Source organism: Ruegeria aquimaris (assembly GCF_025751555.1).
Taxonomy (GTDB): domain Bacteria; phylum Pseudomonadota; class Alphaproteobacteria; order Rhodobacterales; family Rhodobacteraceae; genus Ruegeria_B; species Ruegeria_B aquimaris.
In genome coordinates this window covers 24,328-37,078 of record NZ_JAOWLB010000030.1, presented here as the reverse complement: position 1 = coordinate 37,078, position 12,751 = coordinate 24,328, and the positions used below count along the sequence as shown (strand labels likewise).

The 12,751-nt window shown below is 68.3% G+C and carries 15 protein-coding genes; 3 read left to right on the top strand and 12 right to left on the bottom strand.

Annotation, left to right across the window (positions count from 1 at the left end):
* Together OE747_RS23090 and OE747_RS23085 are read left to right on the top strand one after the other, a co-directional pair.
* Positions 1-370, top strand: a 370-nt coding sequence (locus OE747_RS23090; protein ID WP_263830811.1) for a CIA30 family protein, incomplete at its 5' end; no start/stop codon positions are given.
* 1,059 nt (positions 371-1,429) lie between these two features.
* Positions 1,430-1,819: a hypothetical protein gene (locus tag OE747_RS23085; protein ID WP_263830810.1), complete on the top strand. Its 390-nt coding sequence runs from the start codon at positions 1,430-1,432 to the stop codon at positions 1,817-1,819.
* A 3-nt stretch (positions 1,820-1,822) separates the two neighbouring features.
* Here the strand turns inward: OE747_RS23085 and OE747_RS23080 are convergent, their stop codons facing one another.
* The 5 genes from OE747_RS23080 to OE747_RS23060 form a co-directional block, all read right to left on the bottom strand.
* Entirely contained in the window at positions 1,823-2,224 is a 402-nt protein-coding gene (locus OE747_RS23080) for a helix-turn-helix domain-containing protein (protein ID WP_263830809.1), read from the bottom strand.
* Between the two features lie 98 nt (positions 2,225-2,322).
* On the bottom strand, positions 2,323-3,543 hold the full coding sequence (locus OE747_RS23075) for a type II secretion system F family protein (protein ID WP_263830808.1): 1,221 nt from the start codon (positions 3,541-3,543) through the stop codon (positions 2,323-2,325).
* Complete coding sequence (locus tag OE747_RS23070) at positions 3,540-5,042, bottom strand: GspE/PulE family protein (RefSeq protein WP_263830807.1); 1,503 nt, start codon at positions 5,040-5,042, stop codon at positions 3,540-3,542. The genes OE747_RS23075 and OE747_RS23070 overlap by 4 nt, the downstream gene beginning before the upstream one ends.
* The gene (gene gspD / locus OE747_RS23065) at positions 4,981-6,936 is read right to left on the bottom strand and encodes a type II secretion system secretin GspD (protein WP_263830806.1); all 1,956 of its coding nucleotides are present in this window, start codon (positions 6,934-6,936) and stop codon (positions 4,981-4,983) included. Before gspD ends, OE747_RS23070 begins: the two co-directional genes overlap by 62 nt.
* Positions 6,937-7,066: 130 nt before the next feature.
* Entirely contained in the window at positions 7,067-7,522 is a 456-nt protein-coding gene (locus tag OE747_RS23060; protein ID WP_263830805.1) for a type II secretion system protein N, read from the bottom strand.
* A 113-nt stretch (positions 7,523-7,635) separates the two neighbouring features.
* Between OE747_RS23060 and OE747_RS23055 the strand changes: the two genes are divergently transcribed.
* Positions 7,636-8,151, top strand: a complete 516-nt coding sequence (locus OE747_RS23055) for an outer membrane protein assembly factor BamD (protein ID WP_263830804.1) — start codon at positions 7,636-7,638, stop codon at positions 8,149-8,151.
* 7 nt (positions 8,152-8,158) lie between these two features.
* Here OE747_RS23055 and OE747_RS23050 read toward each other — a convergent pair whose 3' ends face one another.
* Genes OE747_RS23050 through gspG form a run of 7 tightly spaced genes read right to left on the bottom strand, consistent with a single transcriptional unit; the run spans position 8,159 to position 12,649 of the window.
* Positions 8,159-8,623, bottom strand: coding sequence for a type II secretion system protein M (locus OE747_RS23050; RefSeq protein WP_263830803.1), 465 nt, complete (start codon positions 8,621-8,623; stop codon positions 8,159-8,161).
* 11 nt (positions 8,624-8,634) lie between these two features.
* Positions 8,635-9,789 carry a type II secretion system protein GspL gene (gene gspL / locus OE747_RS23045; RefSeq protein WP_263830802.1) on the bottom strand — a complete coding sequence of 385 codons (1,155 nt, stop codon included), beginning with the start codon at positions 9,787-9,789 and terminating at the stop codon, positions 8,635-8,637.
* Positions 9,786-10,715 (bottom strand): type II secretion system minor pseudopilin GspK, encoded by a 930-nt coding sequence (gspK, locus tag OE747_RS23040; protein ID WP_263830801.1) that lies wholly within the window; start codon positions 10,713-10,715, stop codon positions 9,786-9,788. The genes gspL and gspK overlap by 4 nt, the downstream gene beginning before the upstream one ends.
* Entirely contained in the window at positions 10,712-11,389 is a 678-nt protein-coding gene (locus OE747_RS23035) for a type II secretion system protein GspJ (RefSeq protein ID WP_263830800.1), read from the bottom strand. The genes gspK and OE747_RS23035 overlap by 4 nt, the downstream gene beginning before the upstream one ends.
* Complete coding sequence (locus tag OE747_RS23030; protein ID WP_263830799.1) at positions 11,386-11,763, bottom strand: prepilin-type N-terminal cleavage/methylation domain-containing protein; 378 nt, start codon at positions 11,761-11,763, stop codon at positions 11,386-11,388. The genes OE747_RS23035 and OE747_RS23030 overlap by 4 nt, the downstream gene beginning before the upstream one ends.
* On the bottom strand, positions 11,748-12,206 hold the full coding sequence (locus OE747_RS23025; RefSeq protein WP_263830798.1) for a prepilin-type N-terminal cleavage/methylation domain-containing protein: 459 nt from the start codon (positions 12,204-12,206) through the stop codon (positions 11,748-11,750). The genes OE747_RS23030 and OE747_RS23025 overlap by 16 nt, the downstream gene beginning before the upstream one ends.
* Positions 12,191-12,649 (bottom strand): type II secretion system major pseudopilin GspG, encoded by a 459-nt coding sequence (gspG, locus tag OE747_RS23020; RefSeq protein ID WP_263830797.1) that lies wholly within the window; start codon positions 12,647-12,649, stop codon positions 12,191-12,193. The genes OE747_RS23025 and gspG overlap by 16 nt, the downstream gene beginning before the upstream one ends.
* Positions 12,650-12,751: the final 102 nt, after the last annotated feature.

Genomic DNA, 12,751 nt, shown 5'->3' with positions numbered 1-12,751 from the left:
TTCGTTCGCGCGGCTCACCGGGACGGTCAGCACGGCAAACCGGGGCGGCTTCATCCAGTTCCGTCGACAACTGGATGCCCCTGTGCCAGCGGACACCGGTGGCATCCGACTTGTCGTGCGCGGCAACGGTGAACGCTACTTCATCCACCTGCGGACCACTGGAACCCTGCTGCCTTGGCAATTCTACCAATCGGGCTTTGAGGCGCCCGGTACCTGGACCGAGGTCCGCCTGCCGCTGTCTTCTTTCCGGGCCTCCGGCAGCTTGTTGCGTGCAACGCCCTCGGCTTCGACCCTGACCTCGGTCGGAGTTGTTGCCTATGGTCGTGACCATGAGGCTCTTCTGGACGTGCGCGAGATCGGTTTCTACTGACTGCCTTCGTCTTGTGAAGCAGGTTGTGGCGCGTAAAACAACGCAATCGAAATCTTAAACCACGTTCGGTTCACACTCACGCACGCACATCACGCATTACTTTCCTGCCCCCTTTTGGGTAGCGAAAAGCCAGAATCCCAGCTAGCGACTGTCGTTGTGGCCCCGGATTTTCCGCTGGACAAGCAAACAATCACATTCACGCCGATCCCGATCTCTTCTGCAAGCCTCACGCTATGCGAAAGAGCCCGATAGACCAATTGTCTGACCGGGATATGACCCTCGCATAGCCGTCTCGGTTCAAAAGTTGACAGCAGGCTCGTACCCAAGACTTTATGAGCAACTCTCGTGATGCAATTCACAGACCGCGCCCATCACCCATGTTAACCTCGGATCATTCAGTGGAGGTTCTCATGACCATTTCATCGTCCAAACCCGCCGGCATTATCGGTACGATTGTTCATGCAATCCAGCAGTGCGCCAAGATGCAAAGCCGTGTTGAACAGTTCCACTAGCCCCATTACCTCCCCCCGGACTCTCCGTCCGGAAACTGGTCCCGGAGATATTCCCAGGAGCTCAACTCCAGCTTCTGTCCGGGGCCTTTCTTTTGCAAAGTGGAAAAGGTCTCGGTGATGTTCGGCAAGGACTTCCTAAGGATGTACGGTGGTTATGATCGCATCCTCCAACCATTTCCCTTCAGCGACGATACCCTGATTGCTCCGTCCCAATTCCGTCTTCTGCCGGTGGAAAACGATCGCTTCGAAAGCGAGATGAGAGCGGTCCGTTCCAAACAAGTTCCTTCGACGTATCTGTCGATCTGCCAAGCGCACAGGGGTCAATCCAGATCGGGAAAGGCTGGGTTCGCGCCTGAATAACAGCCCTTATGGAGCTTCGAAGTCCTAGTTGGTCGTGCTCCGAACATATTGCGTTCCCGCCGCCCAAAGCCTGAAACCGTATGGAACCTTGGAGAGGCGGCAATAGGCGAGCAGCACCATGGATGTCTGCGCTCTGTCTAGCACGTGCTGACATGACACATGATGCAAAGGGAGTAGCCACATGTCATTGAGCCCGACAACCAAAATGCTTGCCCGAGCCATTGATAGATCCGATCTCGGACTCACCGAAATTGCGGATAGATGCGGATTTCGACTGCCTGCCACCCTCCTCGAGATCGCACAAGGCGATATGCAGGTTCCCCTCGATCGAATCCCCGATCTTGCCCGCACACTGCAGATGGATGAACGACAGTTTCTGGTGCTTGCGATCCAGGAATATCATCCCGGTGTCTTCGAGGTCCTGGTAGAGACATTGGGCATTCATATGGAGGACGCGGAGCTTGGCGTGATAGCCATGTTCCGCATCGCCAATATCCGCGGCCAGATCGAGGTCGAAGACCCTTTCAGGAAAGCTTTGGAAGGCATGCTTGACCTGTCCAGGCTGGCAAGGGGGTGACGTTTATTTTGGCGCCCCATCACAATCCCTAAGCAGCGTGTTCGGAGTGAGAGTTGCCAGTTCCAGAAGACTTTCGAAGGCTCTCCCAAAGGGCCCAGTGACTTCGATCTCTCCGCGCAAAGCTGCCATTCGGTACATCCCGAGCATGGCTATTTCTGCATCGGAGAGCGGTAGGCCGAGAACGTCGACAAGGACCTGGTGTACGTTCGGATGGTACTCTTCGATGGCCTGGAGGAGAAACTTCTGCTGATCCAAGTCCAAGGCAGTGGAGAGTGCCGGGATACGGTCCAGCGGAATTCGAGTTTCGCCAGACTTGAGCATTGAGATGATGTTCGAATGGTTGAAGCCGGCGCGGGCAGCGATTTCGCGCTGCGTCAGGTCGGACGCTTCAATGGCGTCACTCAAGATCTTTGCTATGGGACTGTGGTTTGCAGACATTCTTTACCTCACATACTTCGAGATTCGATGCTGCGTGATAGTTCACACTATGAAATCCTTCGCGGTCAGACCGTGACCATCGCCTGTAGATCGAAGATCGGCAGCAGCACGGCGAGCACCACCATCAGGACAAACCCGCCCACCGCCATCATCAGGATCGGTTCGAGCAGGGCCGCGATGCGCTTGCGCTCGGTCGAGAGCGCGTTTTCCACCAGCACCGCGCTGCGCTCGGTCATCCGGGCCAGCCGGGCCGACATCTCGCCCGCCGCGATCAGCTGGCGCGCCACCGGCGGCACGAAGCTCAGCCGGTCCAGCGCCGCCGACAGGCTGTCGCCCGCGCGCACCGCCTCGGAGACCCGCGCCGCCTCCTGCCGGAAGCGGGTCACGGTCAGCACCTCGGCGGCGCTGTCGGTGGCGCTCAGCACCGCGTGGCGGCTGGTCAGCACCAGGGCGAGCGTGCGCAGATACTGCACCGCCGCGGCCTGGCGCATCAGCCGCCCGATCAGCGGCAGGCGCAAGAGCGCCGCGTCGCGCCGCGCCCGCAGCCAGCCGATCCGGGACAGGGCGATCAGCCCCGCCACCAGTGCCAGCCCCATCCCCGCGAGCAGGGGCAGATGGGTGCGCACCCAATCGGTCACATCCAGCACCAGGCGGGTCAGCGGCGGCAGCGGCCGGTCCGAGATCTCGAACATCGCCACGATCTCGGGCGCGACACTGGTCATCAGGATGGCGCAGACCAGCAGGGACACCGCCGCGACAAAGGCGGGATAGACCAGCGCGGTCGAGATCTGCGCCCGGTCGGCGCCGGTCTCTTCCAGGTGATCGGCCAGTTCGGCAAACACCGTCGCCAGCTCGCCCGAGCGTTCACCCGCCCGGAGCGCCGCGATGTAATAGCGCGGGAACCCGGCGCCGCTGTGTTCCAGCGCATCCGACAACGGGCTGCCTTCGAGCAGCGCCACCTTGGCCCGGGCCAGTACCGCATCCATCCCCGGCGTATGGCCCGAGGCGCGCAGCGCGTCGAGCGCCGCCTCGATCGGCAGTTCGGCCCCGAGCAGCACCGCCATCTGCCGGGTCAGCACCATCTGCAGATCGGCGGTCAGCCGCCGCTGCCAGAACCCGCCCGTGCCGCGCCGGCCGCGGCCCGGGCGGGCGCGGTCGCCGATCTCGGACACGAACAGCCCCTTGCCCTTGAGCTGCTGCACCGCCTGGGTCTCGGTCTCGGCCACCACGGTACCCCGTTTGCGGCGGCCGGCGTCGGTATAGGCGGTGTAGCTGTAGGCCTTCATGCCACGTCCCCGACCACGCGCAGGGTCTCGGCCAGGCTGGTGTGCCCGGCGGCCACCTCGGCCAGGCCCTGGCCGACCAGCGTTTCCTCGTCGCGCAGCACCAGCTGCTTGAGCGCGCTTTCCGAGGCGCCCGCGTCGATCGCCTCGCGCAGGGTCTCGCCGACCTCGACCATCTCGAAGATGCCGACCCGCCCGGCATAGCCGCTGCCGTCGCAGGAAGGGCATCCCACCGGGACATGCACCCGGTCGGGCACCGCCATCCCGTGATGGGTGAAATGCGCCGCCTCGGCTGGGCCGGGAACCTGTGCCTGCTTGCATTCGGGGCAGAGCCGCCGCAGCAGCCGCTGCGCGATCACCCCGCGCAGGGTGGAGGCGATCAGGAAATTGTCGAGCCCCAGATCGCGCAGGCGGATCACCGCGCCCACCGATCCGTTGGCATGCAGGGAGGAGAATACCAGATGCCCGGTCAGCGCCGCCTGGGCGGCGGTGCTGGCGGTTTCGGGGTCGCGGATCTCGCCTACCAGGATCACGTCGGGGTCCTGGCGCAGGGTGGCGCGCAGGCCGGCGGCAAAGGTCATGCCGATCTCGGCATTGATCTGCGATTGCGAGATGCCGTCGAGATCGTATTCGATCGGGTCCTCGACGGTGACGATGTTGCGCTCTTCGCGATTGGCCAGCTTGAGCAGGGAATAGAGCGTGGTGGTCTTGCCCGAGCCGGTCGGCCCGGTGGCCAGGATGATGCCGTTGGGCAGGGCCGAGAGCCGTTCCAGCAGCGCCACCTGCGCGGGCGACAGGCCCAGTTGGTCGAGCGCGCGCAGCCCCGCTTGCCGGTCGAGGATCCGCAGCACGATGCGCTCGCCGTATTTGCCCGGCAGCGACGAGACCCGGGTGTCGATCAGCCGCCCGCCCAGGCGCAGCGGGATGCGCCCGTCCTGCGGCAGCCGGGTCTCGGCGATGTCGAGCCCGGCCATCACCTTGAGCCGCGAGACGATCTTGCGCACCGGCACGTCGGAACGGTCCATCGTGGTTTGCAGGAACCCGTCCACCCGCATCCGGATGCGCAGCCCGCCCTCATGCGGTTCCACATGCAGATCCGAGGCGCCGGCGCCGACCGCGCGGCGCAGCAGCGCGTTGACCAGCTGGATCACCGGGGCGTCCTCGTCCTCTTCGAGCAGGTCGCGCTGACGCGCCGCCTGGCCGCGATCCTCGAGATCGAACAGCAGCTCGGCCTCGCCCCCGGCCGTGTCGCGCTGATAGAGCCGGGCCAGCGCCGCTTCGAAGCCGATCTGGCTCTCCTCGACGATCTCCAGTGTCCGACCCGCGCGCCGCCGCGCCTCGGCCAGCCCCAGCAGCGAGGCGCCCGGTCCCGCGATCAGCCGGTCCTCGTCCAGCAGCACCTGCTGGTCGCGGGCAAAGGCGAAGGGCAGGCGCGCCGCGCTATTCTCCGAACCGGAGCCGGGTGGGGAGCGGCGGGAAGTTTCGGCTCTGGGCGAGGTCATCAATGAATCCGGCATCGAAAGGTTGGTTCAGATCGGCCCCGTCGAAGGGCAGCGCCTGGCTGGGCGCGCGGGGGTATCTTCCACTATCGAGCGGTTGCGCCGCAAGGCTTGCATTGCGGGCGTCCTGCGCCGCCTTGCGGGTCAGCCGCTCGGCCTCGGCATCCGAGGCCACCACCTGCGGCCGCAGCATCACCAGCAGCACCCGCTGGTCGCGCTCGGCGTTCTTGCCTTCGAAGAGGCCGCCCAGCAGCGGCAGGTTCGACAGGCCCGGCACCTTCTGGCTGACCGCGCCCGAGCCGTTTTCCAGCAACCCGCCCAGCATCACCACATTGCCGTCATGCACCAGCACCGTGGTCGACAGGGCGCGCCGGGCGGTGATCTCGCCGCCCGAGGCCGAGGTGGTGTTGGTCAGGTTCGAGACCTCCTGCTTGATGATCATGCGGACGGTTTCATCGGCATTGATCTGCGGCGTGACATTGAGCGTCAGGCCCACATCCTGCCGCTCGATGGTCTGGAACGGGTTTTCCGGGTTCGACCCGGTGCCGGTCGAGGTGAAGGAGCCGGTGACGAAGGGCACGTTCTGCGCCACCACGATCTCGGCCTCCTGGTTGTTGAGCGTCATGATCGAGGGCGTCGACAGCAGCCGGGTGCTGTTGGTGGCCGCAATCGCGGTCAGCAGGCCGACGAAACCGTTGTCGCCATTCTGCTTGGCGCCGCCAAAGATGCCGCCGGGGCCGACATCGGGCGTGGTGCCGTTCAGCACGCTCGACACCAGGCTGGTCAGGCTGGGCCGGCCTTCGAGCGTGAACTGCACCCCGCCGACCACCGCGTTGTTGAGCACCGCGCCGAATTGCACCGAGAGGTCCGAGAACCCCTGTACCGACATTTCGAAGATCACCGCCTCGACCAGCACCTGCACCGGGCGGCGGTCGAGATGGCGCACCATGGCGATGATATGCGGCATGGTCTCGGCGGGGGCGGTGATCAGCATCGAGTTGGTGCGCGGTTCGGGCACGATGCGGATCGCCTGGCCCTTGACGCTCTGGTCGTCGGCGAAACTGCGCAGCACCACATCGGCCAGCGTCGCGGCCTCGGCATAGTTCAGCTGCTCGACCCAGCTGTCGACGCGCCCGCCCTGGGTGTCGAGCCGGGTCGCCAGCACCCGCACCTGTTCGCGCAGGGAGGACGAGCCCGACACCACCAGCGAATTCGAGCGCCGGTCGACGGTCACGCTCGCCCCCGGCGGGACGATGCCGAGGGACTGGATCACCTGGCTCACCTCGGCGGCGTCGGCATTGTGCAGCGGCACCATGTCGACCGGGTCCGAGCGCGGCACGTCGAGCCGCTGGATCAGCTTCTCGATGCGGCGGAAATTGGTGCCCCGGTCGGACAGGATCAGCAGGTTCGCGCCCGGAACCGGGGTCAGCACCGCCTCGGAGGGCAACAGCGGGCGCACCACCTCGACGATCTCGGACAGCGGCACGTGCTGCACCGAGATCACCCGGGTCTCATAGCCGTCGGCACCGATGATGCCGATGCCCTCGTCATCGCCGGGGGCCAGTTCGCGGGCGACGCTCATCGGCACGATCCGGTCGGCGCCGGCGCCCTCGATCACCGCCAGCCGGTTCAGCTCCAGCACGCTGAGGAACACCTCGTAGAGCGCATCGGCGGACATTTCCTGGGGCGCCAGCACCGTCACCGTGCCGCGCACCGCCGGGTCCAGCACGAAGCTGCGCCCGGTCGCCTCGGAGACCACCTGCACGAAGCTGCGCAGATCGGCATCGCGCAGGTCGAGCGCGACTTGGGCGCGCACCGCCGATCCCGGTGCCAGCCATAGCCCGATGGCAAGGGTCAGGGCCGCAAGCGCGGCGCGAATACGTCGGAAATCGTGCATGGCCTGTACATTCTCTATATCGGCACGGCGGTATCTTTACCTGTCCGGTCCAACTGCTCGGGTCTTGTCGTCGCGGCAAGTCTATCCCATCGCGGGGCAAATGGCACCAGTCTTTGTAGGCGGACCCGATTTAGCCTTCGGGGGGGTCGAAACCCAGCAACACCCGTTCGCCGCCGCGGCTGAGCCAGAGCCCCTGCTCGTCGATCGTCTCGACGGTGATCCCGTCGATCAGGCTGTCGCCGGGTTTCAGGATCACGTCTCCGGTCGGGTGGGTCAGGATGGCCCAATGCGCGGCACCGGCGCTGACCACGCCTTTCAGCCTGTAACCCAGGCTTTCGATCGGGGGCATCGGCGGCGCCGGGGGCGCCGGCGGCTGCGGTTCGGGGGCGGCTGCGGTTCCGAACAGGGCGGGCCAGGTGCGGCTGATCGCGCCGCCCGTCGCCGGCGCGACCTCTGCCGCGGGCAGCGCCGCGCTCAGCGACGGGGTGGCGGCGGGCGGCTGCGACAGGCGCTGCCACAGGCGATGGCCGTTCCATCCCGCCAGCGCCAGGCAGGCCAGCATCAGCGTCAGGGCAAGGGCACGCATCAAACAGCAACCTCCGGGCAACAGGTCGGGGGCGATCCGCCGGGTCCGGATGGACGCAACGCCCCGTTCATGTTAGCTGTAAGGAAAAGATAAGACAGGCGAAAGAGCAGGTCATGAAGGCAGGACAGTTCAAGACACCCGCGCTTGCGGGTCTTCTTTTCGTGGTATTGATCGGCTGCGACGACGGCCAGAATGCCGGCTCGGACGGGTTCCGCCGCTCCTATACCGATGCGCGCGCCGCGCTGGAGACCGGCAAATATGACAAGGCCAACCGGATCTATGCCCGGATGATGCAGGAGGCCGGTCCGCTGCGCACGCGGATCCAGCTGGAATATGCCCATAGCCTGCTGCGCAGCGGCGCCTATGACGAGGCCGCCCAGCAGGCCCGGGCGCTGAGCCAGGGCCAGACCGGCACCGCCCGCAGTGCCGCGCTGTCGGTTCTGGGCACCGCCTATCACGAGATGGGCCTGACCGCGCTGACCGGCGGCGACCCGGCGCTGGGGCGGCAATACCTGACCCAGGCGCAGACCGCCTTTGCCGAGGTGCTGAAGAATGATCCCGAGCTCGATCCGCTGGGCGCGCTGGCCGGGCGCCAGGCCAGTATCGCGGTGCAGCTCAAGGCGCTCTGAGCGGTGCTCATCCCTGCGGCTCCAGCGTCAGGGCCGCCGCGACCAGGCCGGGTGCGGTGCCGCGCTCCAGCCGGAAGGCGGCGATGTCATAACCCCAGCCCGGATCCGCGCGCGACAGCCAGTTGGCCAGCCGGGTGAACTCGACCGCGTCGAAGCGTAGCTCGATGCGCCCGTCGGCCTGGCTGCCGAGCGCGCCGACGGCGCTGCGCAGCCCGGCCTCGACCAGGCTCTGTTCCAGCCCGCTGATGCCCAGCGGCGGCATCGGGCCGGTCTGTCCGGCAGTGCGCAGCTGCGCCTGTTCCGCCGCCCGCTCGACCACCCAGACCCCCAGGGCCCGGGCCTCGTCCCGGGCGGCCAGGGCGGCCGCGTGGCGGGTCTGCATCGGGGCGATCACGGCGCTCCAGATCAGGGCGGGCAGCGCCACCGCGACCAGCAGCGCCAGCAGCCCCCGTTCCCGGGCGCTGAGTTTCAACAGCCGTTCGATCATCCGCCCCTCTCCCCGGTTCCCGGCCTCAGCCGCAGGTCGACCCGTACCCCCTCGCCTTCGCCGCTGACCCGCAGGTCGCGCAGCTCGGCCCGGATCCCCGCCGCCTCGAGCGTTTCCGCCAGCCGGTCGGCGGCGGCGAAATCGGCCAGCCGCAGGTCGATGGCCAGGCCCTCGGCCGCAGTATAGCTCACCAGGTCGGGTCGCGCCTCGGACCGGGCCAGCACATCGGCCACCTGCCCGAACAGCAGCAGGGGCGACATCCGCCCCGAGGCCGCCTCGGCCTCGGCCTGCCGCGCGGCCAGCGCCCGCGACACCTGGACCCGGATGTCGAGGATCGGCCCCGTTGCCACGAAATGTGTCCGCACCACGGTTTCGAGCTCGGCGCCGAGGGTCGCGGTTTCCCGCTCCAGCCGCCGGATCTCGGCCAGTTGGTCGGTGGTCCAGACCGCCAGCGCGACCAGCGCCGCCAGCGCCGTCCAGCGCCAGGGCAGCAGCCGCCGGCGCAGCCGGTCGCGCGCGGCGCGCGGATCGGCGCGCAGGTCGGCGGCCAGCTCGCCATGCCCCAGCGCCACGGGCGCGGCGAGGCCGAGTGCGGCCAGCCCGCCGGGGTCGGTGAGCAGCGGAATGTCCCGCGCCGAGAGTATGTCGGCCAGCCAGTCGGGCGGCGGCGCCTCCAGCGCCAGCACCGCCTTGGGCGGGCTGTCTTCCGCCTGGGCCAGCGCCCGCCGCAGCATCAGCCCGGCCATCGCCGGGTCACAGGAAAACCCGCCATCGAGGTCCAGCCGGGCCCGCAGCCCGGTTTCGGAAAAGGCTAGCACCCAGAGACCCGCCGTTGCCGGCAGGGCCAGGTAATCGGGCAGCATGGCCTTGGCCCCGGGCCCGGCCCGGGCCCGCCATTCGGCAATCCGCGCGGCATCGGCCACCAGCGCCCGGCTCCAGTCCCCGGCGGGGCCCCTGCCCGGATAGGGGTGCATCTCGACCTGTCCCGGACCCAGCCCGAGGCCATCGCGCAACTGGCGCCAGGCCACCTGCTCGCGCGCGGCGCCCGACACGCCCCTGGGCAGGTCGAGGGGCACCATCACCACCTCCGCCCCTGGCAGCAGGAGGAGCTGGTCGGTTGCCGGTGCGGGGTGCGCGGCGCGCGTCGTCATGGTGTGGTCTCCAGCCGGTATGCGACCCGTGGCCCGTATGGCAGGGGTCGACGTTCGAACACGGTAACCCGTTGCAGAACAAGCCCGTCAAGCTCAACCGCAAAATCGGCGGCAAACCAGAGCGATCCGACGGCAAGGCGCAGGTCCTCGCCCTCGGCCAGCCCGGCATCGCCGAGAAAGGGCCTGGCGCGCTCCAGGAAGGCCTCGACCGACAGGAAGGGGCGGGTGGCCCGCTCCTGCACCAGCTGGTCGAGGCCTGCCGCCTTTAGACCGGGCAGCAGGCTTTGCAGCACCAGCGGGGCGGCGGTGTTCACGTTCAGCTGGCTGTCGCTGGGCAAGGCCGCGAGATAGGGTGCGAGCCGGTCGTAATCGCGCGGCGACAGGGCCGGGATCTGGCGCAGCTGTTCCACCAGCAGGACCGGCCCCCCCACGGGGGCCACCGGCGGGCGCTGCCGGGCATAGGCCTGGCGGTCCTGTGCCGGGCCATCCGGATGCAGGGTCCGGGCGATCCGGGTCGCCAGTTCCGGGCGCATGCCGAGCGCCGCCAGCAGCCGCCCGAAGCCTTCGAGCGCGGCCAGATCGGCGGGATTGGCGAGCCAGTTGATGTTGAACCGGCCTTGCAGGTCGTCGATCCGGCCCGTCACCTGGCCGCGGGCGATCTCGACCCTGTGCACCACGCCTGCCCAGGCGTCCTCGGGCCCGTCCACGGCGCCGTCCTGCTGGTCGCGGCGCAGCAGCGCCAGCGCCAGCGCCTCGAACCCGTCCAGATAGAACCCCGCCTGGGTCGCGGTCTGCAGGCCGACCTGGCGCAGGCGCGCGCCCTCGGCCCGGCCCAGCACAAACACCGCCGCCGCCGCCAGAACCGCCACCAGGATCAGGGCGTTGAGCAGGACGAACCCCGGCGCTGTCCCCTGGCCCCGCCTCATCGCAGCGTCTCCAGCAAGCGGACAGGTCCCCGTCCGGCGATCTCGAGCGTGACCTCGACCGCCTCGGGCAGGGTGTCGGAATAGCTGCTGGCGACCTGGGCCAGCGGCCCGTCCCGGTCGCCGGGCCCCAGTTCGGGGACGACGCGCGGCTGGCCGCTCTCGGTGCCGGGTCGCCAGCCCACCACCGGCCAGTAGCTGCGCACCGACAGGCCGGTCACGCCGGAGAGCCGCACCACCTCGGGGCTGGCCGCGGCCCCGGAGGCCGGGTTCGGGACCGGCCATGACCGGCGCAGCAACTGCTGCCGGGCGGGATCGAGGCGCCATTCGACCCGGTGCAGGCCGAGGCCGTCCTCGGGCGGCAGACCGGCCTGCCCGCCGGTCGAGAAGGACAGGGTCCGGCCATCGGCGGAGAGCGCCAGCGCCGAGCGCACGCCGCCGCCCGGCGGATGGAACAGCAGCGGCAGCAGCGCCGAGAGATCGTTGCGCAGCAGGGCCAGCCCGACCCCGAGATCGCCCAGTTCGGTCGCCATCCCGTCCAGCCGGTCGCGCATCCGCAACGTGCCGGTCAGCGCCTGCAACCCCATCACCGCGACCAGCGCGAAAATCGCCATGGCCGCCACCAGTTCGATCAGGGTCAGGCCGCGTTCGGCGCTGTCATGTTGTGCGGACCTCATCCTTCGGGGCCCCGTTGCGGCGGCAGGAAGGTGACCAGCGCCGCCCCCGGCCCGGCCTCGGTCCGGGCGGTGATCTCGGCGCGGATCAGGCCGCCGGCGGTGATCTCGGTGCCGACCGACAGGGTGATCTCGAACCCGCCGACCCGCTCGCGGGCGGGCAATCCGCCCCAGCGCTCGGGCCCGTAGAGGCGCATCTCCTCGGCCCGGTTGTGCGCCGCGATCTGTGCCATCAGCCGGGGCATGGCGCCGCCCAGCGACAGCAGCGCCTGGTCCATCGTCCGGGTCGCGGCGATGGCGCCGATCGCCAGGATGGCGATGGCCACCACCAGTTCCAGCAGGGTCAGCCCCCGGTCCGCCGTCAGCCCGCGTCGCATCTGAGCCCCGTCCATCCGTCGCTGCGGCATTGCCGCGTGCCGAAGGAGATCACGAAGGCGCTGCTGCGTCCATCGGGCAGGAACTGGATATCCGGGGCGCCGGGGGCGGGGCGCGGTCCCTCGACCAGCCAGGAGACCGGGCCTTTCCAGGCCCGCAGCCGACCCGGGTCCTGCCAGTCCGAGGCCCGGATCAGCATCTGGCGGCTGCCCCCCGGTTCCAGCGCCAGGCCGCGCCGGCGCCGTTCCAGCACCGCCAGCGCGGTGTTGTCGGCATAGCTCTGGCGAAAGGCGGCGAGGTCGGTTTCGGACGCGCCTGCCCCCCGGCTCACCAGCAGGCTGACGCCGGTGGCGAGGCTGGCCAGGATCGCGATCACGATCATCAGCTCGATCAGGGTGACGCCGGCGTCGCCACCGGCGGGGGGCGGTGTTACGGGGTGCCCCATGACCCGATATCCGCATCGGCGCCGGTGCCGCCGGGTGCCCCGTCCGCGCCATAGGTGAAAATGTCGAAGGCCCCGTGCACCCCGGGGGAGAGGTATTGATAGAGCTGGCCCCAGGGATCCTTGGGCAGCCGGTCGATATAGCCGCCGGTGGCCCAGTTCGGCGCTAGCGGCTCGGCCGTGGGCGGGCTGACCAGGGCGGCCAGCCCCTGTTCGGTGGTCGGAAAGCGGAAATTGTCGAGCTTGTAGAGCTGCACCGCGCTGGAGATTGCCGCGATGTCCGATTGCGCCCGTGCCGCGCGCGCCTGATCCGGCCGGTCGATCACCCGCGGCACGATCACCAGCGCCAGCACCGACAGGATCACCACCACCACCATCAGCTCCAGCAGGGAGAAGCCGCGATCGTCGGTCTCGTCACGGCGGGCTGGCGGTTTCGGTCGAGGCATTGAGGTCATTGCGGGGTCCTGTGCTGCCGTCATGGTAAAAACATTTGCTGTAAAAGTGGATAGCTGTTTTCAGTAGGGTCCGCGATCCACTATCGCAGGCGC